The sequence below is a fragment of the Citrobacter sp. CK202 genome, from assembly GCF_030333225.1.
GTDB classification, from domain to species: Bacteria; Pseudomonadota; Gammaproteobacteria; order Enterobacterales; family Enterobacteriaceae; genus Citrobacter_B; species Citrobacter_B koseri.
On sequence record NZ_JAOWGI010000020.1, the window covers coordinates 207,192 to 231,728 of the forward strand.

Here is a 24,537-nt window from a genome sequence, read left to right on the forward strand (position 1 = left end):
TAGTTGTTTGTTGGCGCAGTTTCGACGAATTTGCTATATTTGCGCCCCTGACAGACAGGAGCGTTTCGCTATGACATCCCGACGAGACTGGCAATTACAGCAACTGGGCATTACCCAGTGGTCGCTGCGTCGCCCTGGCGCGCTACAGGGGGAAATCGCGATTTCCCTTCCTGCGCACGTTCGTCTGGTGGTCGTGGCGGAAGAATTACCGGCGCTGACCGAACCCTTGATGAGCGATATTTTGCGCGCATTGACCGTCAGTCCCGACCAGGTATTACCGTTGACGCCTGACCGCGTCGCCATGCTGCCGGAAGGCAGCCGGTGCAACAGTTGGCGGCTGGGTACTGAAGAGCCTTTGCTGCTGGAAGGCGCTCAGGTGACAAGTCCTGCGTTTAATGAATTACGGGCAAACCCAACGGCACGCGCCGCACTATGGCAACAAATTTGCGCATATGAACACGATTTCTTCCCTCAATCCGACTGATTTACCTGCTGCGTTTCTGATTGAAAAACGCGCCCATGCGTTTCCGTGGAGTGAAAAAACCTTTGCCAGCAATCAGGGCGAACGTTACCTCAACTATCAACTGACGGTCGGCGGAAAGATGGCGGCGTTCGCGATTACGCAGGTGGTGCTGGATGAGGCGACGCTGTTCAATATTGCGGTCGACCCGGATTTTCAGCGTCGGGGGCTGGGGCGAGAACTGCTGGAACATCTGATTGATGAACTGGAAAAACGCGGCGTCCTGACGTTATGGCTGGAGGTGCGCGCCTCAAATGCCGCCGCCATCGCACTCTATGAAAGTTTAGGTTTTAATGAGGCAACGGTGCGCCGTAATTACTACCCGACGGCTGACGGGCGTGAGGACGCGATAATCATGGCATTGCCAATCAGTATGTAAGACAAGGTGGAATGATGAAGTGGGACTGGATTTTCTTTGATGCCGACGAAACGCTGTTTACGTTTGACTCGTTTACCGGCTTACAGCGGATGTTTCTCGACTATAGCGTCACCTTTACCGCTGAAGATTTTCAGGACTACCAGGCCGTCAATAAACCGCTGTGGGTGGATTATCAGAACGGCGCTATCACTTCGCTTCAGCTTCAGCGCCAGCGCTTTGTCGGCTGGGGCGAGCAGCTGAACGTCCCGCCTGAAGAGTTAAATGATGCGTTTATGAATGCTATGGCGGAGATTTGCGCACCGCTGCCGGGCGCAGTTTCGCTGGTTAACGCTCTGCACGGTAAGGTGAAGATGGGCATCATCACCAACGGATTCACCTCATTGCAGCAAATTCGCCTTGAACGAACAGGGCTTCGCGATCGTTTTGATCTGCTGGTTATTTCTGAAGAAGTGGGCGTGGCGAAGCCCGATCCGCGCATCTTTGATTACGCGCTGGAGCAGGCGGGCAGCCCTGACCGCTCTCGCGTGTTAATGGTCGGCGATACCGCAGAGTCTGATATTCTCGGCGGCATTAACGCCGGGCTTTCCACCTGCTGGCTGAATGCGCACCATCGCGAGCAGCCTGCGGGCATTGAACCGACCTGGACCGTGGCGTCATTAAGCGAACTGGAGCAACTCCTGTGTAAACACTGATTGCCTCCCCCCCGTTGATGGGTAAAATAGCCGCAATTTTTCGTATTCAACATGCGTGGTCAGACGCCGCGCTTACTCAAGAAGATTGAACTATGACGTTGTCTCCTTATTTGCAAGAGGTGGCTAAGCGCCGCACTTTTGCCATTATTTCTCACCCGGATGCCGGTAAAACCACTATCACTGAGAAGGTATTGTTGTTCGGACAGGCTATCCAGACTGCCGGGACGGTAAAAGGCCGTGGCTCCAGCCAGCATGCAAAATCTGACTGGATGGAAATGGAAAAGCAGCGTGGTATTTCTATTACCACGTCGGTAATGCAGTTCCCGTATCATGATTGCCTGGTCAACCTGCTGGACACCCCCGGGCACGAAGACTTCTCGGAAGATACCTACCGCACGCTGACGGCGGTGGACTGCTGTCTGATGGTGATTGACGCGGCAAAAGGCGTCGAAGATCGTACCCGTAAGCTGATGGAAGTAACCCGCCTGCGCGATACGCCGATCCTCACCTTTATGAACAAACTCGACCGTGACATCCGCGACCCGATGGAGCTGCTGGATGAAGTTGAGAACGAGCTGAAAATCGGCTGTGCGCCGATCACCTGGCCGATTGGCTGCGGTAAGCTGTTCAAAGGCGTCTATCACCTTTATAAAGACGAAACTTACCTGTACCAGACCGGTAAAGGCCACACCATCCAGGAAGTGCGCATTGTAAAAGGTCTGGATAACCCGGAACTTGACGCTGCCGTAGGGGAAGACCTGGCGCAGCAGCTGCGCGACGAGCTGGAACTGGTGCAGGGCGCGTCCAACGAGTTCGACCATGAGTTGTTCCTGGCAGGTGAAATCACCCCGGTCTTCTTTGGTACTGCGCTGGGTAACTTCGGCGTTGACCATATGCTGGACGGCTTAGTGGAGTGGGCGCCTGCGCCGATGCCGCGCCAGACCGATACCCGTACGGTAGAAGCGAAAGAAGAGAAGTTCACCGGTTTCGTGTTTAAGATTCAGGCCAATATGGACCCAAAACACCGCGACCGCGTGGCGTTTATGCGTGTGGTCTCCGGTAAGTACGAGAAAGGCATGAAAATGCGTCAGGTACGTATCGGCAAAGACGTGGTGATTTCTGATGCGCTGACCTTTATGGCGGGCGACCGTTCTCACGTTGAAGAGGCGTATCCGGGCGATATTCTGGGCCTGCACAACCACGGCACCATTCAGATCGGCGACACCTTCACTCAGGGCGAAATGATGAAGTTCACCGGTATTCCGAACTTCGCGCCGGAGCTGTTCCGTCGTATCCGCCTGAAAGATCCGCTGAAGCAAAAACAGCTGCTGAAAGGGCTGGTTCAGCTGTCTGAAGAAGGCGCGGTACAGGTGTTCCGTCCGATCGCCAACAACGATCTGATCGTGGGCGCTGTCGGCGTGTTGCAGTTTGACGTGGTGGTTGCCCGTCTGAAGAGCGAATACAACGTTGAGGCTATCTATGAATCCGTCAACGTCGCTACCGCACGCTGGGTTGAATGTACTGACGCGAAGAAATTCGAAGAGTTCAAGCGTAAGAACGAAGTACAACTGGCGCTGGATGGCGGTGATAACCTCACCTATATCGCACCGACAATGGTTAACCTGAACCTGACGCAGGAACGCTACCCTGACGTTCAGTTCCGCAAAACGCGCGAGCACTAATTGTCCCTCCAGGGCGCGTCATCCGGCGCGCCCTGTTACTTTCCCTGCCTTTTTAACCGCTTGCGGAATGTTCTTAAATCCCTCAGTTTTTCTTATGGTTGCTTGTTTTTTAAGCGTATCAGCAAGCGATTTTGCGATTGTGATCTATATTTAACAAAGTGATGACATAAATGACGACTTTTAACACTGTTCAATGCGTGAATACTGGTTGTTAAGGCCGTCATTTATCTTGTCTGCGATATTAATAACTGAATAAAGATGGGATTAGCGCCGCGATTCTGCATAAGTATGTTGATTGTGACGGCTGCCATCCATACAGGAATGAATCGATGACGACGACAAGACTGAAGATTTCTAAAACTCTCCTGGCCGTAATGTTGACCTCCGCTGTCGCGACCGGTTCTGCATTTGCGGAAACCTCTACGCTGGATAAGGCACAGTCCAGCGCAGAAAGCGCGGGACAGAAAGTCGATAGCTCTATGAATAAAGTCGGTAACTTCATGGATGACAGCGCCATCACCGCAAAAGTGAAAGCGGCGTTGGTGGATCATGAAAGTATTAAGAGCACCGATATCTCGGTCAAAACCGATAACAAAGTGGTGACATTAAGCGGCTTTGTTGAAAGCCAGGCTCAGGCTGAAGAAGCCGTGAAAGTGGCGGAAGGCGTTGAGGGTGTGACCTCCGTCAGCGACAAACTGCATGTTCGCGACAGCAAGTCCGGCACGATGAAAGGCTATGCCGGGGATACGGCCACTACCAGCGAGATCAAAGCGAAACTGTTGGCGGATGACATCGTGCCTTCCCGCAAAGTGAAAGTCGAAACCACCGACGGCGTGGTGCAGCTCTCAGGAACCGTAGATTCTCAGGCGCAAATCGACCGTGCTGAAAGTATCGCAAAAGCGGTTGATGGTGTGAAAAGCGTCAAAAATGACCTGAAAACTCAGTAATTCGTCTTAATTCGCCCTCCCGACGTTTGTCGGGAGGCGCAATGTACACCACACTAAAAATATCGCGAATGAGCAACCTGAACGCTCATATCAAGCGGTCGACATTAACTATGGTAAAGGAGAGGCTTATGTTTCGTTGGGGCATTATATTTCTGGTTATCGCGTTAATTGCCGCCGCTCTGGGTTTTGGTGGACTGGCAGGCACCGCGGCTAGCGCAGCGAAAATTGTCTTCGTCGTCGGGATTGTCCTGTTCCTGATCAGCCTGTTTATGGGCCGTAAACGACCCTAGCACGTCACCCGTAATACCCATGATTCATGCTAAGCCAGTCCATCGGACTGGCTTTTACGGTTTTAGCTATCGCGAATTTGCGTTACTTTGTCATTCTATAAAATAAAACACAGGAAGGCAGAGGTGGGGCAGCGAATACCCGTGACGCTCGGCAATATTGCGCCATTATCATTAAACGCGTTCCGACCAGGCCGAATGGCTCTGGTGTGCGAGGGCGGAGGGCAGCGGGGAATCTTTACCGCTGGCGTGCTGGATGAGTTTATGCGCGCGAAGTTCAATCCGTTCGACCTCTACCTCGGCACCTCTGCCGGGGCGCAAAACCTTTCCGCCTATCTCTGTAACCAGCCCGGCTATGGGCGCAAAGTTATTATGCGTTACACCACGAAGCGGGAGTTCTTCGATCCGGTGCGTTTTGTTCGCGGGGGGAACCTGATCGATCTCGACTGGCTGGTGGACGCGACATCCGGGCAGATGCCGCTGGCGATGGACACCGCCGCGAGTCTGTTCGATAGCGGAAAATCCTTCTATATGTGCGCCTGTCGTGGGGATGACTACACGGCGAACTATTTCTCGCCAACGAAGCAAAACTGGCTCGATATTATTCGTGCGACCAGCGCGATTCCGGGGTTCTACCGTACAGGCGTGGCGCTGGATGGCATCAATTATCTGGACGGCGGGATCAGCGATGCGATCCCGGTACAGGAGGCGGCAAAGCGTGGCGCGAAAACGATTGTGGTGATCCGCACGGTGCCTTCGCAAATGTACTATACGCCGCAGTGGTTTAAGCGCATGGAGCGCTGGCTGGGGGAGAGCAGTTTGCAGCCGCTGGTGAATCTGGTACAGCATCACGAAACCAGCTATAGCGCCATTCAGCGTTTTATTGAGAAGCCGCCGGGTAAGCTGCGTATCATTGAAATCTACCCGCCGAAACCGCTGCAAAGCATGGCGTTGGGCAGCCGTCTTCCTGCGCTGCGCGAAGATTACAAAATCGGACGCCTGTGCGGGCGCTATTTTCTGGCGACGGTGGGGAAACTGCTGGCGGAGAAACCGCCGCTCTCCCGCCACACGCCGAAGATTGTCATTCCTGGCCCGGTGGTGGTGCCTCCGGCGGCGGTGGCCAACGATATGCACGTAGCAACGGTCAGCGGCGCGGCGCAGGCCAACGACACTACCTTCAATAATGAGGATCTGGCGTGAGTTGCCGATTTATCGACACGCATTGTCATTTTGATTTTCCGCCTTTCACCGGTGATGAAGCGGCCAGCATTCAGCGTGCCGCTGACGCGGGGGTTGGCAAAATCATTGTTCCAGCGACGGCTGCGGCCTGTTTTTCACGCGTGCTGGCGCTGGCGGAGCGCTTCCCGCCGCTGTTCGCGGCGCTGGGGCTGCACCCTGTGTTTATTGAGCAGCACGCAGATGACAGTCTGGATCGCCTGCAACAAGCGCTGGATCAACGCCCGCAGAAAGTCGTGGCGGTAGGGGAGATCGGGCTGGATCTTTACCGCGATAATCCTCAGTTCGATGAGCAAGAGCGGCTCCTGGAGGCGCAGCTTAAACTGGCGAAACGCTACGATCTGCCAGTGATACTTCACTCGCGTCGCACCCATGACAAGCTGGCGATGCATCTCAAACGCCACGCCCTGGCGCGAACCGGGGTGGTACACGGTTTTTCCGGCAGTCTGCAACAGGCGGAACGCTTTATTCAGTTAGGCTACAAAATTGGCGTTGGCGGCACGATTACTTATCCGCGCGCCAGTAAAACGCGTGATGTGATGGCGCAACTGCCGCTGGATGCATTGCTGCTGGAGACCGACGCGCCGGATATGCCGCTAAATGGTTTTCAGGGGCAGCCAAACCGCCCGGAACAGGCGGCACGGGTATTCAGCGAGCTGTGCGCGCTACGCGATGAACCCTCTGAGGTGATAGCCGAAACGCTGTATCGCAATACGACGGCGCTATTTCGTCTCTGATTGCCGGATGCGACGCAAAAGCGTCTTATCCGGCCTACGGGCCGACATCATTTGTGGGCCGGATAAGGCGGCCAACGGGTCGACATCATTTGTAGGCCGGATAAGGCGCAGCCGCCATCCGGCGATTCATAAATATAAAGCAGGGAAAATCAGGTTATGCACCCCGTGCGCCCATAAGGCGTTTGCCAGTTGTTGCACGTCGTCAGGCGTTGCGCCCGGCCACGCTTTTGCTTCGCCATACACCCCATGCGCATGGAAAGCGTTTAACCGGACGGGAATATCGCCCAGACGGGAGATAAACGCGGCCAGCGGCGCTATCTGTTGCAGGTAATCCACCTGACCAGGAATCACCAGTAGCCGTAGCTCGGCCAGCTTGCCATGCTCCGCCAATATCCTGATGCTGTGTTTGATCTGCGTGTTATCCCGCCCGGTAAGACGCTGATGGCAGGCGCTATCCCAGGCTTTTAGATCGAGCATCGCGCCATCACAAACGGGCAGCAGTTTCTGCCAGCCGGTTTCGCTCAACAGGCCATTGCTGTCGACCAGACACGTCAGCGTACATAGTTGCGGGTCAGCCTTGATCGCGGCAAACAGCGCGCAAATAAACGGTAACTGGGTGGTGGCTTCGCCCCCGCTGACGGTGATGCCTTCAATAAATGGCGACGCCTTACGGATATGGCCCAGCACCTCATCGACGCTCATCGTCTGCGCCATCGGCGTGGCCTGCTGCGGGCACATCCGCAAACAGGTATCGCACTGCTCGCAGACGTCAGCCTGCCACACCACTTTCCCCGCGCTGAAGCCCAGCGCCTGATGAGGGCACTGGGGAACGCACTCACCGCAGTCGTTGCAGCGCCCGATCGTCCACGGATTATGGCAATTCTTACAGCGCAGATTGCACCCTTGTAAGAACAGAGCCAGACGACTGCCGGGGCCGTCCACGCAGGAGAACGGTATGATTTTACTGACTAAACACTTCATCCTTCGAACTGCCTCTTTGTTGGCTGCACTTATTCACCCCAGTCACGTACTACGTGTACGCTCCAGGGGATTCATTCGCTTGCCGCCTCGATGCCTCTCGGATGATTTTGCGTTAGGAAGCGCATCTGCTGTTCATGACTTATTACGCGTGCTTGTCGTTCCAGAATGCGCGTATTGCGCGCGGCTTCTTCCCCCAGCCAGGTGGTGTTTGTTCGCGATCCTTCGGCGCGATATTTTTCCAGATCCGACAGGCGCACCATATACCCGGTAACGCGCACCAGATCGTTGCCGCTGACGTTGGCGGTAAATTCACGCATGCCGGCCTTGAACGCGCCCAGACAAAGCTGCACCAGCGCCTGAGGATTCCGCTTGATGGTTTCGTCCAGCGTCAGGATGTCGCTGATCCCGGCATGGTAGTGCGCATGATGGGGGGCGACGGTTTGCAGGTGGGTAATGGGGTCGGGTTCATCGCCGTACGGTAAACGCGCGCCCGGCGTCGTACCGATATCGGAGCTGATGCCTGACTGGGCATGCAGCATCGCCCGCTGTTTCCAGCCATGCTTAACGGGCGTGTTTGCGACGAAATCGGCCAACTGCGCGCTGATGCGATAGCCCAGCGCATTGGCCGCGTCGTCTTTCCCGTAGCGCGCGTTCATCCCCGCGTTTTCACACAGCAGGTTTACCGCTTCGGCCAGGCCATACATCCCAAACATCGGTACAAAACGTCCGGGATCAAGCAACCCTTCCTGCACCAGGAAGCTATTCTCAAAGAAATGTGATTGTTCATAGAGGAAGTCACATCGGGCATCAATGATGGCGATCTGCTGCTGGCAGTAGTGCGGTAGCGTGCGCGTAAAGAAGTCATCGACAGAGGTGCTGCGCTCTGCAACGGCTTTCAGATTGATCCTGACCAGCGTGCTGCCGCCGCCCGCAAGCGGCAGAGAGTTGTAACAACTGACGACGCCATATTGACCTTTTGTGAAAATTTTATCATTTACCGGGCCATTAGAAATATGCGGTTTGCTGCATTCACAAATGTTTTTAGCGACATCAAGCAGTAAATTATCCGGTGTGATATCGGGATCGTAGATAAACGTCAGGTTAGGTGAAACCTGCTTTAACTCAGCATCGGCACGTAAAATAGCGCGGGTGACAGGCGTGTCGGCCGGGCCAATATTGGCATGCATAAAGGCGTCCGGCAGCGTTCTGTCGAGATAGCGCCAGAAACGTTTTATTCGAATATCGATCTCGTCTTGTGTTAGAATTTTAACATACGGCTGCAACAGCGCATCCAGTTGCCCCAGATAGACCGGCATCGATGTTACGGAAGGAACGTGATGGTAGAGGATGGTCAGCAAAGATAGCGCGTCATCCAGATCTTTTGCGCCTTCCAGCTCCAGCCACTGTGAGCCATTAGCCAGAAAACGGGCGTAATCGGGCAAAACATAACGAGGTTTGAACGGGGCATGACCTTCGAACATATCGCAGATAACCCCGTCGTCCAGCGCCTGGCGAGCCTCTGCGGGCAAGGCCGGATAAGGCAAAGCGTTCTCAGCTTCCAGCGCCAGAAAATGACGTTTTTGTTCGGGGCTGAGCACCGGACTGGTCACAATTTGCTGGCAACGATGTTGCAGCGCGGTTTCGCATGAAGTGGGCATCTTCGTTTCCTTTTTTGTGCCGAAGGTTAAGCGCCATTGTAGGAAGTTGCGTGATGATGGCTTTTGATCAGGATGCGCCTGTTGCCCACTCGCGAGGCCGGGAAAGGTCATTTATTTGAAGTAGATCTCGTTACAGTAATGCAAATTTGTACGTAGTTTTCATTAACTGTGATGTATATCGAAGTGTAATGGCGAGCGGATGTTAGAATACTAACAAACTCGCAAGGTGAAATTTTATACCGGCGATGAGCCAGGAGAATGTAATGACTGATTTAACCGCAAGCAGCCTGCGTGCGCTGAAACTGATGGACCTGACCACCCTGAATGACGACGACACCAATGAAAAAGTGATCGCGCTGTGTCATCAGGCGAAAACCCCGGTTGGGAATACTGCCGCTATCTGCATCTACCCGCGTTTTATTCCGATTGCGCGTAAGACTCTGAAAGAGCAGGGTACGCCGGATATCCGCATTGCGACCGTCACCAACTTCCCGCACGGTAATGACGACATCGACATCGCGCTGGCAGAAACCCGCGCAGCCATCGCGTACGGCGCGGACGAAGTTGACGTGGTATTCCCGTACCGCGCATTGATCGCCGGTAACGAGCAGGTGGGCTTCGATCTGGTGAAAGCCTGTAAAGACGCCTGTGCGGCGGCAAACGTGCTGCTGAAAGTGATCATCGAAACCGGTGAACTGAAAGAAGAAGCGTTAATCCGTAAAGCGTCTGAAATTTCCATCAAAGCCGGTGCGGATTTCATCAAAACCTCTACCGGTAAGGTTCCGGTTAACGCAACGCCGGAAAGCGCACGCATCATGATGGAAGTGATCCGCGATATGGGTGTTTCCAAAACCGTTGGTTTCAAACCGGCTGGCGGCGTGCGTACCGCTGAAGATGCACAGCAGTTCCTGGCCATTGCTGACGAACTGTTTGGCGCTGACTGGGCGGATTCCCGTCACTACCGTTTCGGCGCATCCAGCCTGCTGGCAAGCCTGCTGAAAGCGCTGGGTCACGGGGACGGCAAGAGCGCAAGCAGCTACTAAGCCTTATATTGCCGGAGTTGTAGTGACGTAGGCCGGATAAGGCGCAGCCGCCATCCGGCATCAATACGACTGCCGGGTGGCGCGTTGCTTACCCGGCCTACAATGGCCTTCTACTCTTTTCCCCTGGGGGTTACCGTGTTTCTCGCACAAGAAATTATTCGTAAAAAACGTGATGGTCATCCGTTAAGCGACGAAGAGATCCGCTTCTTTATCAATGGTATTCGTGATAACACCATCTCTGAAGGGCAGATTGCCGCTCTGGCGATGACCATTTTCTTCCACGATATGTCGATGCCTGAACGTGTGTCGCTGACCATGGCGATGCGAGATTCAGGAACCGTTCTGGACTGGAAGAGTCTCAACCTTAACGGCCCCATCGTTGACAAACACTCCACCGGCGGCGTGGGTGATGTGACTTCGCTGATGCTTGGCCCTATGGTGGCGGCCTGCGGCGGCTACATTCCAATGATCTCCGGGCGCGGCCTCGGTCATACCGGCGGTACGCTCGACAAACTGGAAGCAATCCCGGGATTTGATATTTTCCCGGACGACAACCGTTTCCGCGAAATCATTAAAGACGTGGGTGTGGCGATTATTGGGCAGACCAGTTCGCTCGCACCGGCGGATAAACGTTTTTACGCCACCCGCGACATTACCGCGACGGTGGACTCCATCCCGCTGATCACCGCTTCAATCCTCGCGAAAAAACTGGCGGAAGGACTGGATGCGTTGGTGATGGACGTGAAAGTAGGCAGCGGCGCCTTTATGCCAACCTATGAACTTTCTGCGGCGCTGGCTGAAGCCATCGTTGGCGTTTCCAACGGCGCGGGCGTGCGCACAACTGCGCTGCTCACCGACATGAATCAGGTGCTGGCCTCCAGCGCCGGTAACGCCGTCGAAGTGCGCGAAGCGGTGCAGTTCCTGACAGGTGAATACCGCAACCCGCGTCTGTTCGACGTCACGATGGCGCTGTGCGTGGAGATGCTGATCTCCGGCAAGCTGGCGAAAGATGACGCTGATGCGCGAGTGAAACTACAGGCGGTGCTGGATAACGGCAAAGCGGCGGAAATCTTTGGTCGCATGGTAGCGGCACAGAAAGGGCCGAGCGATTTCGTTGAAAACTACGCGAAATACCTGCCGACGGCGATGCTCAGCAAAGCCGTCTATGCCGATACTGAAGGTTTTGTATCCGCAATGGACACTCGCGCGTTGGGCATGGCGGTGGTCTCAATGGGCGGCGGTCGTCGCCAGGCGTCGGACACCATTGATTACAGCGTCGGCTTTACCGACATGGCGCGTCTGGGCGACAGCGTTGACGGGCAGCGTCCGTTGGCTGTTATCCACGCCAAAGACGAAGCCAGCTGGCAGGAAGCGGCGAAAGCCGTCAAAGCGTCAATCAGCCTTGACGACAAAGCGCCTGAAATTACACCGACAGTCTATCGTCGTATTACCGAATAGCTGTATACTGATCTGATCGCTTTTTTGCAGCGCAAGATGTATGGAGAACAAGATGAAACGTGCATTTATTATGGTGCTGGACTCCTTTGGTATTGGTGCAACTGAAGATGCGGATCGCTTTGGCGACGTAGGTTCAGATACCCTGGGCCATATTGCAGAAGCCTGCGCCAGGGGCGAGGCCGACAATGGCCGTAAAGGCCCACTGAATTTGCCTAACCTGACCCGCCTGGGTCTGGTGAAAGCGCATGAAGGTTCTACCGGTAAAATTGCTGCGGGTATGGACGGCAATGCGGAAGTGATTGGCGCGTACGCGTGGGCACACGAGCTCTCTTCCGGTAAAGATACCCCGTCTGGCCACTGGGAAATTGCGGGTGTTCCGGTTCTGTTTGACTGGGGCTACTTCAGCGACCACGAAAACAGCTTCCCGCAGGAACTGCTGGATAAGCTGGTAAAACGTGCCAACCTGCCGGGTTATCTCGGTAACTGTCACTCTTCCGGTACGGTCATTCTGGATCAGTTGGGCGAAGAGCATATGAAAACCGGTAAACCGATTTTCTATACCTCCGCTGACTCCGTATTCCAGATCGCCTGCCATGAAGAGACCTTTGGGCTGGATAAACTGTACGAGCTGTGCGAAATCGCCCGTGAAGAGCTGACCGAAGGCGGCTACAACATTGGCCGCGTTATCGCGCGTCCGTTTATCGGCGATAAGGCCGGTAACTTCCAGCGTACCGGCAACCGTCACGATCTGGCCGTTGAACCGCCGGCGCCGACCATCTTGCAGAAACTGGTCGACGAGAAAAAAGGGCATGTGGTTTCCGTCGGTAAGATTGCGGATATCTACGCCAACTGCGGCATCACCAAAAAAGTGAAAGCCACTGGCCTGGACGCGCTGTTCGACGCCACCCTTAAAGAGATGAAAGAAGCGGGCGACGAGACGATCGTCTTTACCAACTTTGTTGATTTCGACTCCTCCTGGGGGCATCGCCGCGACGTAGCGGGCTATGCTGCGGGTCTGGAGCTGTTTGACCGCCGTCTGCCGGAACTGATGGAACTGGTCGGTGAAGATGACATTCTGATCCTGACCGCCGACCACGGTTGCGACCCGACCTGGACCGGTACGGACCATACTCGCGAGCACATTCCGGTGCTGATTTATGGCCCGAAAGTGAAAGCGGGCTCGCTCGGTCACCGTGAAACCTTCGCGGATATCGGTCAGACGCTGGCAACGTACTTCGGTACGTCGCCGATGGACTACGGCAAAAACATGCTGTGATGCAATTGCCCGGTGGCGCAAGCTTACCGGGCCTACGGTTTTGTAGGCCTGATAAGGCGTAGCCGCCATCAGGCAATAACAACGAGATAAGGATAAAAGATGGCAACTCCACATATTAACGCAGAAATGGGTGATTTCGCTGACGTCGTTTTGATGCCGGGCGACCCGCTGCGTGCGAAGCACATTGCTGAAACTTTCCTTGAAGACGTGCGTGAAGTGAACAACGTTCGCGGCATGTTAGGTTTCACCGGGACGTACAAAGGCCGTAAGATCTCCGTCATGGGTCACGGTATGGGTATCCCGTCCTGCTCCATCTATACCAAAGAGCTGATCACCGATTTCGGCGTAAAGAAAATCATTCGTGTCGGTTCCTGTGGTGCGGTACGCAACGATGTGAAACTGCGCGATGTGGTGATTGGTATGGGTGCCTGCACTGATTCCAAAGTTAACCGTATCCGCTTCAAGGATCATGATTTTGCAGCGATCGCTGACTTTGACATGGTGCGCAACGCGGTAGACGCGGCGAAAGCGCTGGGTGTTGACGCACGCGTGGGCAACCTGTTCTCCGCCGATCTGTTCTACTCTCCTGACGGCGAAATGTTCGACGTGATGGAAAAATACGGCATCCTGGGCGTGGAAATGGAAGCGGCAGGTATCTACGGCGTAGCGGCTGAGTTTGGTGCGAAAGCGCTGACCATCTGCACCGTGTCTGACCATATCCGTACTCACGAGCAGACCACTGCCGCTGAACGTCAGACGACCTTCAACGACATGATCAAAATCGCGCTGGAATCTGTTCTGCTGGGCGATAAAGCGTAAAAAAGAAGGGGGCACTTTGCCCCTTACGCCTGATGGCGCTTCGCTTATCAGGCCTACAAAATATTTTACGTGATTTGTAGGTCGGGTAAGGCCTGGCCGCCACCCGACATAAATGCTGCACAATCCTTTGTCAGCACTCTGAAGGGGCAGTTTGCCCCTTTTTCCTGCCTGTTTATTTACCGCCCTTTGGCGATTAATGCGTTAGCAACTCCCAGCTTAAATTACTCTCCATCTCAGTATTGTCGCTGACGTTACGGAACTGCTTTTCGTTCAGCACTGGCGTTAGCGTTAACGTAAAGTTCAACTGCTGCCCGCGCGCGGCTTCATTGTTCTCGATAGCGATAATGGCTTCGTTATTGTGCAGCAGCTGTGTATCAGCATGGCCGTCTGCGGGAATGAACTCATTGCGATCGGTTGTTTTCCCGATCATATAGCTGCGGCCATCCAGTATCATTTGGCTGGCTTTCAACGCCAGCCCCCCGCCGTTACCGAAAAGAAATCGCCCTTGTGGGCCTGCGGCGCCATGTACAAATAGCGCCATCACCTGTGGTTGCGGGCAATAGATGCTGACATTGATATCGCGCGAGGGCATTTTAAACCAGTTTTGCTGTGAGCCGACGTTGTCATTTCGCTGCATCGGGGGAAAGGCCACGGTAGCGCGAGAGAGCGATACCTGGCAGTTCTCGTCTGCCCATGCTATGCGTGACCCCAGCGCTGCTAACGTACATACTGCAATGATCCACTTTCCGTATGACTTCATTGGCAAATACCCTCCGCCGTTTCGTAAAACGCCTCTTTATTCTGCACATTGCTTAATGTGTAAGTGATTTTGCAGATACGGTTCATATTGTCATCAACGCTATAGAGCGTTGGCGTTTCGTCAATATTGCTAATAAAGACGCGGCCGCTGTCCACTGCGCTGACCAGGTAGTTTCCTTTTTCATCAACAACAGACGTGCCTTTAGGAAGCCAGGAGCCATCCTGCTGTTTTATCTTCAGCATGACGCGACGGGTGTTTAGCACGTTAAAATCCAGGTCGCTGACGGTAGCATGAGCGGGCACCAGTAGCTTTGTTCCGTTAGCCAGATCCATATTTTTGGGCAGCGTATTTGCGTTCACCTCAATACGTGACTTACGCCACTCCGTCAGCCCTGGCACCACGGCCTGCCCCCAGAAATCTGTCCAGACCGGGCCTTGCGGCGTTGCGATTTCGATGCCGCTTTCCGGTTCGCTCAGGTGGGCAATACCAAAGGTATCTTTAATGGTATAGGGGGAGAAGGTTACCCCCTGGCGATGCAGGGCAATGCCGCCCGACAGCATTGCGCTGTAGGTACGCTGATCGTCATTGTTGGTTGTTGCGCCAACGCTCATCTGCGTGTAGTGCAGGTTGCTGTTGATGTTGCCGTTGAGGGTGTTGAGATCGTTTCCGATATCGCGATCCGCCGAAACGGAGTAGCTGGTATTGTCGCTGAGAGGACCACTGCTGCGTAAGCCATATGTCGTTCGGTCGCCCTGATTGCGCATATATGCGTTAATCGACTGCGACTGGAAAGGAATGTTGAGGTTGATGTAAAACACATCATCGTCATAGTTGTCATTGTTGATGTCGTCATGATCGTTATCGTTGCTAACAGAGTGCTGCCAGTTCACGTTTATTGACGCGTATTTAAATGTTTTTCCCCATGAAAGACTCACGTAACTGGAGTCTTCATAATCATCCGTGGCCTGATTATAGCTATAGGCTAACGAGAAGGTTCCTGCTGTTCTGCCGCTCCAGTTCACATTGGCGCTATAGCTGCTTTGATAGCTTGCGCTGTCGTCGTCCATCGCCTCGGACAACTCACGATAGTCGTCAGAATAACGCGCGGTGCTGACCCCAACAGAGACATGGCCGGGAAGTGTCAGCTGGTTTTGAATTTCCGCCTTTATACCGCTGCGCGTATCGCCGAAGGATTCACGGCTGCCCAGCAGACTGGCAAATACTTGCCATTTCTCGTTTGAACTCCACTCCAGCATTGCACCGCTTGCCTGATAATCCTCGGCAAGAACCCCCGCCGCCAGCAAACTTGTTTGTGGGGTAAGGCGCCAGCCGTCTGAAATGTTATATACCCAGGGGTCGCTGTAATCGCTGTCGACGTTGCGCACCTGGCCTACTGACATCATAAGCCCTTGTGGTCGCGGAAGGCCGTTCAGGTTGATTGAGGAGGCAGGTACGATGAAACTGGTTGTGACGTTGTCGGTTTCGACGATGCTGACCTGAAGATCGGCGTTATTTAACAGGATGGGGACATTGTCCAGCCTGAATGCCCCCGCGTTTACCAGCGTGGAATAAACAAGCTGCCCCGCCTGGCGGACTTCTACTCGCGCCTGGTTCGTGCGGGCAATCCCCGTCACGGTGACGCCTGAATTATCAGAGGTCATGCTGGACTCGGGGAGTAACTGAATGCCGCTGAGGGATGTTCCAGAAAACAGCGCCGATCTGGAGCTGATTTGCCCAACCTGGACACGCATCTGTTGCGCTTCAAAAACGTGTTCGCCATAAGTGAATAAATTTTTAGCGCTGCGATCGCCGTCAGAGTCCAGCAGAAAATAGCGGCTGCGCAATGCCCAGTTGGCCAGATTGGCGCCCGCTTCTATATCGCCCTGCGTGTAGTTATGGCTGTCGCCGCCGTTGTATTCATTTCGCGTGGAAAACAGGCTGTAGTTGAGCAGCCCGGCGCTGCCGCCGTGGCTATAGTTTTTCTCCCGGGACGCGCTATTTTCCAGTGCGTCGGGCGGGACAGTTAACTCCAGCATCTCCTTACCGGGAAGGGACTTTATGACGGCGGAGGGATAATCTTTTTGCAGGTCATGACAGTGTTCTTGCAGGGAAATCCCCAGAGGACGTAGCCCGATCGCTGTCAGAAAATCGTCATCTACGCAGAGTTGCCCTTGTTCGTCAAATTTGGCGCCCAGCGAACCTTTTTCTGACCCGTTTACGTTGATTAGAACGCTATGTACACCGGGCAAAAAACGCGGCTCTTCTGCGAAGTAATTTGCGATATTTTTACTGATGCCGCGCGTATTGAGTATATCGGTACTGAACGTTACCTCACGGGCTAACGCCGTTGAGGTTAATAACGTACATGAATATAACGCGATCTGAATATGGCGAGACAGCAGGTTGATTCCTTTCATATACACTTACTTTGTCCCCGTTTTTTATTGATTATGGTGTTAACGGCGCAGTGAAATTGGGTATGTCGATGCCGTAGCGGCTGGCCGGGAAGAAGCGTACAGATTGATCGGAAATGATGGATTTCTTGACGGTTACATCCAGAACTTCTCCGGGTAAAATATAGGTTTTTGCGATTTCCCCGGCCGTTTGCGAAGGTAAAAAAATCACCTGTTGCGCCAGGCGCACCACATAGGCGGAAGGGTTGCTGACTTTAATATGCTGCCCGGAGCCGGACCATTTCAGCAGTTTCCACGCATCGGTGACGACCGGTAAATTTTTGGGGCGAATTAATACCGGCAGATCCTGACGCAGATTGAAGTTAACTTTCATTGCGCCTTTAGACACGCCTGATGGCGGGATGCCTTCAAAGGTGACGCGTTTATAGTGCTCTTTGGTTAGCGGGGCGCTGCTTTCCATAATAAAGCGGACCTGCTGTTCCTGACCGGGTTCCACGCGTACGACGGGCTGTGTGACGTTGACGGTGATGCCACTGTCATCTTTTACATCTTCTATTGTGGTGTACAGCAACATCGGAACCGTATCGCTGTTTTTGACATTTATCGTTCCGCCATTATGGCTTTCTTCAATAACCAGTAGCGTGGAGGCGGGAACCATTCCTGCCGCATAAGCCTGAGATAAAGGTAAACAGAGAAGCGTGGCGGCAAATATATACGCTTTAACGGTACAAGATTTGTCAGACATTATTGTAATTCCTTCTATTGGAAAAACTCCCCACCCATCCATGTAGGGAGTTGTTGTACAGATATGATTAATAACGATGTGATTAGATATATCTCAGGGTAATGGTGGCGGAACCTGAAATATCGGTATCATCGCTAATGGCCAGTTTGGTGGTATTATCTACAGCCAGAGAAACCTTAAGCGGATAAGTTGCATTGCTATAGGCTGCTGGTTCCAGCGTGCCTTTGGCGCCGACGGTGATGATATCCTGCGTCCCTTCCTGGTTCCGAAAAGAAGTTGCCGTTGTCGCCTTAGCCCACGAACCCATACTTGCGGCGGCGCCTATAATATAGTCAACGTCAAAGGTGTCTTCGCCATTGACGGCTTGCGCGCTTGCTGCCTTGGCAGAATCGATGGATACGGCATAGGCGCCAATGTTGACATTGCCTGCTGTTTTACCTACGCCGAATGAGACTCCTTTACCTTTAATGATGCCGGTTATCCAGATCTCTGCGTTGCTATCCGCTTTGTTATCGGTCAGCGTCCAGCCTACTTTTGTGGCGCTGGGGCACTCGATGACCAGATCGGTGTCTTTCGTGGCGATATCGTTGACGGCCGTTGAGCTAAGGTCGCTGATCAGATGCGAGCCGAAATCAAGTGCGTTGCCGCCGTTGACAGTCGCGGTACAGCCACCGACCAGCAGTTTCCCCGTTACGCGCAGTTCAGTAGTGGAGCCATCGGCCGCCCATGCGTTAGACATGGTCAGTGCCGCGATTGCGGTGGCAAGAAGTGCTTTTTTCATTTGTTGATCCTTAACTTGAATTGTGTGATGGTACGAAAAGGCATGTTACTTGCCTTCTGAATACGTTTTATATCAACCAGATAGCTATGGAATATGGTTGGGATAGAGTTATATTTCAGAAGTAATATATTATCTGGACACAGCAGACAGTGGTTTTAGTTTTATTTAAAATTGATTTCTGGTGATCTTTGTTATTTTTTGTTTTAGAGTTGCTGCTATTTTGTATGCGGTTGGAATATGGCGAGAGTGTATGTTTATATATTCACGCGGTGAATATTATTGATAAATAATATGCCAGCCTGAGCGTTAATCGGCAGGCTGTTAATGTATTGCTGATGGTTATTGAGAAAGTAACGTGCCGCCCTTGTTAAGGGGAAACGGGCACGTCCTGGAGAGGGTTAACGCACCGCCCGCGCAATCCACGCCGACAATTCCCGTAGCTCTTTTTCCTGCTCTGGAAAATCGACTAACAGCGCATCACACTCCTGTTGCAGCATATCCGCACGGTACAGACACCCCTGTAAACGGCCCGCCAGCGCTTCCAGCGGCGCAGGATTAAGGTTGTCGGTAAAAACCTGAGTGCGCGTGATGTGCCCTTTTTCAACGTCGAAGTGCAGTTCAACGCCGCCCCAGATAAAGCGTTCGTCCAGAAGATGCGTAAAAGCTGGCGCCTGGCCGAAGTTCCATTCCCAACTGCTCTGGCGAGCAAACGTTTCGGCAAAATTGGGCAGATCCGGCGTTTTATCTGGAGAGATTATTTCGGCTTCCACGCGTTCGCCGTAGTGGCTGAAGAACGCCTCGGTAATGGCGTCGCAGATGTGTTCATGGGTAATACCAGGCAGCAGTTCGACCAGATTGGCGACGCGCCCGCGTACGGAAGCGATCCCTTTGGCCTGTAATTTTTTCTTATCAGGATTGAGGTAGTTCGCCAGACGGCTGAGATCGGCATTCAACAGCAATGTGCCGTGGTGGAAGCCGCGATCTTTGGTTTCCCGATAGGCGGAGCCGGAAACCTTGCGGTCGCCTTCCGGCGTTTTCACCACCAGATCGTTACGACCGGAAGCCTCTGCGGTAACGCCCAGCGCGTTCAGCGCATTGAGCACTATCGCGGTGGAGATCGTTTTGTCGTACTCCGGCTTCCCGGCCATAAATGTAAAACAGGTATTGCCGAGATCGTGGAACACCGCGCCGCCGCCGCTGCTGCGACGCGCCAGCCGGACATTGTCTTCTTCCATGCGCCGGGTGTTGCACTCTTTCCACGGGTTTTGCGCCCGGCCGATGACGACCGTATCAGCGTTGCGCCACAGGAACAAAACGCGCTGTGTCGCGGGCATCTGGCGAAAAATACACTCTTCAACCGCCAGGTTGAACCAGGGATCGTAAGAGTCAGAGATAAGCAGACGTAATGTCGTCATGGCAGTATTCCTTTTCGTGGTCTCAACTATATTAACGACAAAGCGGCGGCTATCCTATGGTTCTTTCTTCTCGCTCTCTTCCTCTTCCGGTACGGATTTACTGGCGGTGAGCAGGAAAGGCGATTGCTGCCAGCGCGTGCGTTTGCCCTGTAGCAAGGTGCGCGTGAGCACCACGCCAATTGCCAGTGACAGGAGCAGCATCAGGCGTAAAATGTTGGTGGTGTTATCGACCTGTTTCGCTTCGGTCGCCAGCGTATGCGTATCCAGCGTCAGGCGCAGGTAGCCCAGCGGGCCATTTTTACCCTGAATAGGTTCGACAATCTGCTGATTAAAATAGCCGCCCGCTTTTTTACCGTCCAGCGCCAGCCTGTCGCGCACATTGACGCTTTCGCCTGCGCGCGTAATAAGATCGCCTTGCTCGTCGTAGACGCCAGCATCCAGAATGCGGCTCTCTTCCGTTAGCTGGCGGAGTACGACGGCGATCCGCTTCTCATCCGGCGTTTCGGTGCGCATCAGCGGCGCGATATTTAAGGTCACCTGGCGCGCCAGCGTGCGGGCCAGTTCTTCGAGCTGCGGATTGCGCTGCCGTTGATGGTTTTGACTGAACCAGGACGCCCCCTGCATCAGCCCGACGAGCAGTGCGAGACAGAACAATACAATCACTGCACGATGAAGCCGGAATTTCAGTTTTGCGCGAGCCATATTCCACCTGCTGAAAATTTGAGGCTTAATGTTGCCAGAAGCGATGGTTACAGGGTAGCCTCATGCGTTATTTTCCCCAGGATGATTCCCGACCCGAACGATTTTACAGGAGCTTTAATGCCTAACATTACCTGGTGCGATCTGCCTGAAGATGTTTCTTTGTGGCCTGGTTTACCCCTTTCATTAAGTGGTGACGAGGTGATGCCACTGGATTACCACGCAGGCCGTAGCGGCTGGCTGCTGTACGGTCGCGGGTTGGATAAGCAGCGCTTAACGCAGTACCAGAGCAAGCTGGGCGCGGCGATGGTGATCGTGGCGGCCTGGTGCGTTGAAGATTATCAGGTGATTCGTCTGGCAGGTTCCTTAACGCCGCGCGCGACGAAACTGGCGCACGGCGCCGGGCTGGACGTCGCGCCGCTGGGCAAAATTCCGCATCTGCGTACGCCAGGCCTGCTGGTTATGGATATGGATTCGACGGCGATTCAGATCGAATGCATCGATGAAATCGCGAAGCTGGCCGGGACGGGCGAAATGGTTGCGGAAGTCACGGAACGCGCGATGCGCGGCGAACTGGATTTTACCGCCAGCTTACGCAGCCGTGTGGCGACGCTGAAAGGCGCGGATGCCGATATTCTGCGCCAGGTGCGCGAGAATTTGCCGTTGATGCCGGGTCTGACGCAACTGGTGCTGAAGCTGGAAACGCTCGGCTGGAAAGTGGCGATCGCCTCCGGCGGGTTTACCTTTTTTGCGGAATACCTGCGTGAAAAGCTGCGTTTAACCGCGGTGGTGGCGAACGAGCTGGAGATCATCGACGGGAAATTTACCGGCAATGTCATTGGCGATATCGTCGATGCCCAGTACAAAGCTAACACGCTGACCCGCCTGGCGCAGGAGTATGAAATTCCCGTGGCGCAGACGGTGGCGATTGGCGATGGCGCTAACGATCTGCCGATGATTAAAGCGGCTGGGCTGGGGATTGCGTACCACGCCAAACCGAAAGTGAATGAAAAGACGGAAATCACGATTCGTCACGCTGACCTGATGGGGGTGTTCTGCATTCTCTCCGGCAGTATGAATCAAAAATGATTGAATTGCCGGATGGCGCAGGGCCTACGGGAAAGTGACTGTAGGCCGGATAAGCGCCAGCGCCATCCGGCAACTGCATGAAATAAAGAGGTAAACCGTGGCAAAAGCTCCAAAACGCGCCTTTGTTTGTAATGAATGCGGGGCTGATTATCCGCGCTGGCAAGGGCAATGCAGCGCCTGTCATGCCTGGAACACCATCACCGAGGTGCGTCTTGCCGCGTCGCCAACGGTGGCGCGTAATGAGCGACTCAGCGGCTATGCCGGTAACGCAGGCGTGGCAAAGGTGCAGAAATTGTCTGACATCAGCCTTGAGGAGCTGCCGCGTTTTTCCACCGGGTTTAAAGAGTTCGACCGTGTGCTGGGCGGCGGTGTCGTGCCCGGCAGCGCCATCCTGATTGGCGGCAACCCCGGTGCGGGGAAATCCACGCTGCTGCTGCAAACGCTTTGCAAACTGGCCGAGCAGATGAAAACCCTGTACGTCACGGGCGAAGAATCCCTGCAACAGGTAGCGATGCGCGCGCATCGGCTGGGATTGCCGACGGCTAACATGAATATGCTGTCAGAAACCAGTATTGAACAGATCTGCCTGATTGCGGAAGAAGAACAACCGAAGCTGATGGTGATCGACTCCATCCAGGTGATGCATATGGCGGATATCCAGTCCTCGCCGGGCAGCGTGGCCCAGGTGCGTGAGACGGCCGCTTATCTGACGCGCTTTGCCAAAACGCGCGGCGTGGCTATCGTGATGGTTGGTCATGTAACCAAAGACGGCTCGCTGGCTGGCCCGAAGGTGCTGGAGCACTGCATTGACTGCTCGGTGCTATTGGATGGCGACGCTGACTCCCGTTTTCGCACGCTGCGTAGCCATAAAAACCGTTTTGGCGCGGTAAACGAGCTGGGCGTTTTTGCGATGACGGAGCAGGGGCTGCGTGAAGTCAGCAACCCGTCCGCAATTTTCTTAAGCCGTGGCGATGAGGTGACTTCCGGCAGTTCGGTCATGGTGGTGTGGGAAGGGACGCGCCCGCTGCTGGTAGAGATTCAGGCGCTGGTCGATCACTCGATGATGGCGAATCCGCGTCGCGTGGCGGTCGGCCTGGAACAAAACCGTCTGGCGATCCTGCTGGCGGTGCTGCACCGTCATGGCGGATTGCAGATGGCCGATCAGGATGTATTCGTCAATGTCGTGGGCGGCGTGAAGGTCACGGAGACCAGCGCGGATCTCGCGCTATTGCTGGCGATGGTCTCCAGCCTGCGCGACAGGCCGCTGCCGCAGGATCTGGTGGTGTTTGGCGAAGTGGGGCTGGCGGGGGAAATTCGCCCGGTGCCCAGCGGTCAGGAACGTATTTCTGAAGCGGCTAAACACGGTTTCCGCCGCGCTATCGTACCGGCTGCCAACGTGCCGAAAAAGCCGCCGGAAGGGATGCAGGTTTTTGGCGTTAAAAAGCTTGCGGATGCGTTAAGTGTGTTTGACGACTTATAATCATCTGTATGCACTGATGTTGTATAATTTGCCGGATAGCGACGCAGTGCGTCTTATCCGGCCTACGGATTGATGTTGTAGGCCTGATAAGCGAAGCGCCATCAGGCATTGTTACGCGTTTTTTAGCAGGAGGCTCTTGTGTCATCGTTCGACTATCTCAAAACCGCGATCAAGCAAAAGGGGTGTACCCTGCAACAGGTGGCGGATGCCAGCGGCATGACCAAAGGGTATTTGAGCCAACTTCTGAACGCGAAGATTAAAAGCCCCAGCGCGCAAAAGCTGGAGGCGCTGCATCGTTTTTTGGGGCTGGAGTTTCCCCGGCAGCGGAAAAACATCGGCGTGGTGTTTGGCAAGTTCTACCCCCTGCATACCGGGCATATCTATTTGATTCAGCGCGCCTGTAGCCAGGTGGATGAACTGCATATCATTATGGGTTATGACGATACCCGCGACCGCGAACTGTTTGAAGACAGCGCCATGTCGCAACAGCCTACCGTGTCGGATCGTCTGCGTTGGCTACTACAGACCTTTAAATATCAGAAGAATATTCGTATTCATGCCTTCAATGAGGAAGGGATGGAGCCGTACCCGCATGGCTGGGATGTGTGGAGCAACGGCATCAAAGCCTTTATGGAAGAGAAGGGGATTCAGCCCAACTGGATCTACACGTCCGAGGAAGCCGATGCGCCGCAGTATCTCGAACACCTGGCTATTGAAACGGTGCTGGTCGATCCGAAACGAACCTTTATGAGTATCAGCGGGGCGCAGATCCGTGAAAACCCGTTCCGCTACTGGGAATACATTCCGACGGAAGTGAAGCCCTTTTTCGTGCGCACCGTGGCGATATTAGGCGGGGAGTCGAGCGGGAAATCCACGCTGGTGAACAAGCTCGCCAATATTTTTAATACCACCAGCGCGTGGGAGTACGGGCGCGACTATGTCTTCTCGCATCTGGGCGGTGACGAGATGGCGTTACAGTATTCTGATTACGATAAGATCGCGCTGGGCCATGCACAATATATTGATTTTGCGGTGAAATACGCCAATAAAGTGGCCTTTATCGATACCGATTTCGTTACCACGCAGGCCTTTTGTAAAAAATACGAAGGGCGCGAGCATCCGTTTGTACAGGCGTTGATCGATGAATACCGCTTTGATCTGGTGATCCTGCTGGAGAACAATACGCCCTGGGTCGCGGATGGGTTACGGAGTCTGGGCAGTTCGGTGGATCGTAAAGAGTTCCAGAATCTGCTGGTGGATATGCTGCGGGAGAACAACATCAATTTCGTCCACGTAGAAGAGGCCGATTACGATGGTCGATTTTTGCGCTGCGTGGAGTTAGTGAAAGAGATGATGGGCGAGCAGGGTTAAGCCTGAAGCGCCGGATGGCGGCCTACAAGGTGTAGGCCGGATAAGCGTAGCGCCATCCGGCATCTGAT

Annotated in this window: 23 protein-coding genes; 15 read left to right on the top strand and 8 right to left on the bottom strand. The window is 54.1% G+C overall.

Going from position 1 to position 24,537, the window contains the following annotated elements; translation table 11 throughout:
* Positions 1–70: 70 nt before the first annotated feature.
* The 8 genes from OGX84_RS04585 (at position 71) to OGX84_RS04620 (ending at position 6,480) form a co-directional block, all read left to right on the top strand.
* On the top strand, positions 71–484 hold the full coding sequence (locus tag OGX84_RS04585) for a DNA polymerase III subunit psi (protein ID WP_024130737.1): 414 nt from the start codon (positions 71–73) through the stop codon (positions 482–484).
* Positions 453–899, top strand: coding sequence for a ribosomal protein S18-alanine N-acetyltransferase (gene rimI / locus OGX84_RS04590; RefSeq protein WP_012134203.1), 447 nt, complete (start codon positions 453–455; stop codon positions 897–899). Before OGX84_RS04585 ends, rimI begins: the two co-directional genes overlap by 32 nt.
* A gap of 14 nt (positions 900–913) precedes the next feature.
* Positions 914–1,591 (top strand): pyrimidine 5'-nucleotidase, encoded by a 678-nt coding sequence (yjjG, locus tag OGX84_RS04595; protein WP_024130736.1) that lies wholly within the window; start codon positions 914–916, stop codon positions 1,589–1,591.
* Positions 1,592–1,683: 92 nt separating this feature from the next.
* On the top strand, positions 1,684–3,273 hold the full coding sequence (prfC, locus tag OGX84_RS04600) for a peptide chain release factor 3 (RefSeq protein WP_012134201.1): 1,590 nt from the start codon (positions 1,684–1,686) through the stop codon (positions 3,271–3,273).
* A 329-nt stretch (positions 3,274–3,602) separates the two neighbouring features.
* Positions 3,603–4,220, top strand: a complete 618-nt coding sequence (osmY, locus tag OGX84_RS04605) for a molecular chaperone OsmY (protein ID WP_047459081.1) — start codon at positions 3,603–3,605, stop codon at positions 4,218–4,220.
* 128 nt (positions 4,221–4,348) lie between these two features.
* Positions 4,349–4,510 (top strand): DUF1328 domain-containing protein, encoded by a 162-nt coding sequence (locus OGX84_RS04610; RefSeq protein WP_047459078.1) that lies wholly within the window; start codon positions 4,349–4,351, stop codon positions 4,508–4,510.
* A gap of 123 nt (positions 4,511–4,633) precedes the next feature.
* Complete coding sequence (locus tag OGX84_RS04615; protein ID WP_112001221.1) at positions 4,634–5,707, top strand: patatin-like phospholipase family protein; 1,074 nt, start codon at positions 4,634–4,636, stop codon at positions 5,705–5,707.
* Positions 5,704–6,480, top strand: a complete 777-nt coding sequence (locus OGX84_RS04620; protein ID WP_104867803.1) for a metal-dependent hydrolase — start codon at positions 5,704–5,706, stop codon at positions 6,478–6,480. The genes OGX84_RS04615 and OGX84_RS04620 overlap by 4 nt, the downstream gene beginning before the upstream one ends.
* Before the next feature lie 126 nt (positions 6,481–6,606).
* Here OGX84_RS04620 and OGX84_RS04625 read toward each other — a convergent pair whose 3' ends face one another.
* Both OGX84_RS04625 and OGX84_RS04630 read right to left on the bottom strand, forming a co-directional pair.
* Complete coding sequence (locus OGX84_RS04625; protein ID WP_112001219.1) at positions 6,607–7,461, bottom strand: YjjW family glycine radical enzyme activase; 855 nt, start codon at positions 7,459–7,461, stop codon at positions 6,607–6,609.
* Between the two features lie 71 nt (positions 7,462–7,532).
* Complete coding sequence (locus OGX84_RS04630; RefSeq protein WP_112001218.1) at positions 7,533–9,119, bottom strand: YjjI family glycine radical enzyme; 1,587 nt, start codon at positions 9,117–9,119, stop codon at positions 7,533–7,535.
* A 263-nt stretch (positions 9,120–9,382) separates the two neighbouring features.
* Between OGX84_RS04630 and deoC the strand changes: the two genes are divergently transcribed.
* From deoC to deoD, 4 genes are all read left to right on the top strand, one after another.
* Positions 9,383–10,162 carry a deoxyribose-phosphate aldolase gene (gene deoC / locus OGX84_RS04635; RefSeq protein WP_024130733.1) on the top strand — a complete coding sequence of 260 codons (780 nt, stop codon included), beginning with the start codon at positions 9,383–9,385 and terminating at the stop codon, positions 10,160–10,162.
* Positions 10,163–10,297: 135 nt separating this feature from the next.
* Complete coding sequence (gene deoA / locus OGX84_RS04640) at positions 10,298–11,620, top strand: thymidine phosphorylase (protein WP_112001217.1); 1,323 nt, start codon at positions 10,298–10,300, stop codon at positions 11,618–11,620.
* A gap of 52 nt (positions 11,621–11,672) precedes the next feature.
* A complete protein-coding gene (deoB, locus tag OGX84_RS04645) occupies positions 11,673–12,896 on the top strand; it encodes a phosphopentomutase (protein ID WP_024130731.1) in 1,224 nt (407 codons plus the stop codon).
* A 99-nt stretch (positions 12,897–12,995) separates the two neighbouring features.
* Positions 12,996–13,715, top strand: a complete 720-nt coding sequence (deoD, locus tag OGX84_RS04650; RefSeq protein WP_012134191.1) for a purine-nucleoside phosphorylase — start codon at positions 12,996–12,998, stop codon at positions 13,713–13,715.
* A 193-nt stretch (positions 13,716–13,908) separates the two neighbouring features.
* On the opposite strand, the gene OGX84_RS04655 is transcribed toward deoD, so the two are convergent.
* The 6 genes from OGX84_RS04655 to OGX84_RS04680 form a co-directional block, all read right to left on the bottom strand.
* Entirely contained in the window at positions 13,909–14,475 is a 567-nt protein-coding gene (locus tag OGX84_RS04655) for a DUF1120 domain-containing protein (protein ID WP_112001216.1), read from the bottom strand.
* Positions 14,472–16,892, bottom strand: a complete 2,421-nt coding sequence (locus OGX84_RS04660; protein WP_112001215.1) for a fimbrial biogenesis outer membrane usher protein — start codon at positions 16,890–16,892, stop codon at positions 14,472–14,474. The genes OGX84_RS04655 and OGX84_RS04660 overlap by 4 nt, the downstream gene beginning before the upstream one ends.
* A gap of 31 nt (positions 16,893–16,923) precedes the next feature.
* Entirely contained in the window at positions 16,924–17,634 is a 711-nt protein-coding gene (locus tag OGX84_RS04665; RefSeq protein WP_047459060.1) for a fimbria/pilus chaperone family protein, read from the bottom strand.
* 82 nt (positions 17,635–17,716) lie between these two features.
* Positions 17,717–18,415 carry a DUF1120 domain-containing protein gene (locus OGX84_RS04670; RefSeq protein ID WP_112001213.1) on the bottom strand — a complete coding sequence of 233 codons (699 nt, stop codon included), beginning with the start codon at positions 18,413–18,415 and terminating at the stop codon, positions 17,717–17,719.
* A 398-nt stretch (positions 18,416–18,813) separates the two neighbouring features.
* A complete protein-coding gene (gene lplA, locus OGX84_RS04675; RefSeq protein ID WP_286457495.1) occupies positions 18,814–19,830 on the bottom strand; it encodes a lipoate--protein ligase in 1,017 nt (338 codons plus the stop codon).
* Positions 19,831–19,884: 54 nt separating this feature from the next.
* Positions 19,885–20,532: a YtjB family periplasmic protein gene (locus OGX84_RS04680; protein WP_012134185.1), complete on the bottom strand. Its 648-nt coding sequence runs from the start codon at positions 20,530–20,532 to the stop codon at positions 19,885–19,887.
* Between the two features lie 117 nt (positions 20,533–20,649).
* Here OGX84_RS04680 and serB point away from each other — a divergent pair, with 117 nt between their 5' ends.
* The 3 genes from serB to nadR all read left to right on the top strand — a co-directional run bounded on the left by serB (position 20,650) and on the right by nadR (position 24,469).
* On the top strand, positions 20,650–21,618 hold the full coding sequence (gene serB, locus OGX84_RS04685) for a phosphoserine phosphatase (RefSeq protein WP_024130729.1): 969 nt from the start codon (positions 20,650–20,652) through the stop codon (positions 21,616–21,618).
* A gap of 97 nt (positions 21,619–21,715) precedes the next feature.
* Positions 21,716–23,098, top strand: a complete 1,383-nt coding sequence (gene radA / locus OGX84_RS04690) for a DNA repair protein RadA (RefSeq protein WP_024130728.1) — start codon at positions 21,716–21,718, stop codon at positions 23,096–23,098.
* A 138-nt stretch (positions 23,099–23,236) separates the two neighbouring features.
* Positions 23,237–24,469 carry a multifunctional transcriptional regulator/nicotinamide-nucleotide adenylyltransferase/ribosylnicotinamide kinase NadR gene (gene nadR, locus OGX84_RS04695; RefSeq protein WP_012134180.1) on the top strand — a complete coding sequence of 411 codons (1,233 nt, stop codon included), beginning with the start codon at positions 23,237–23,239 and terminating at the stop codon, positions 24,467–24,469.
* Positions 24,470–24,537: the final 68 nt, after the last annotated feature.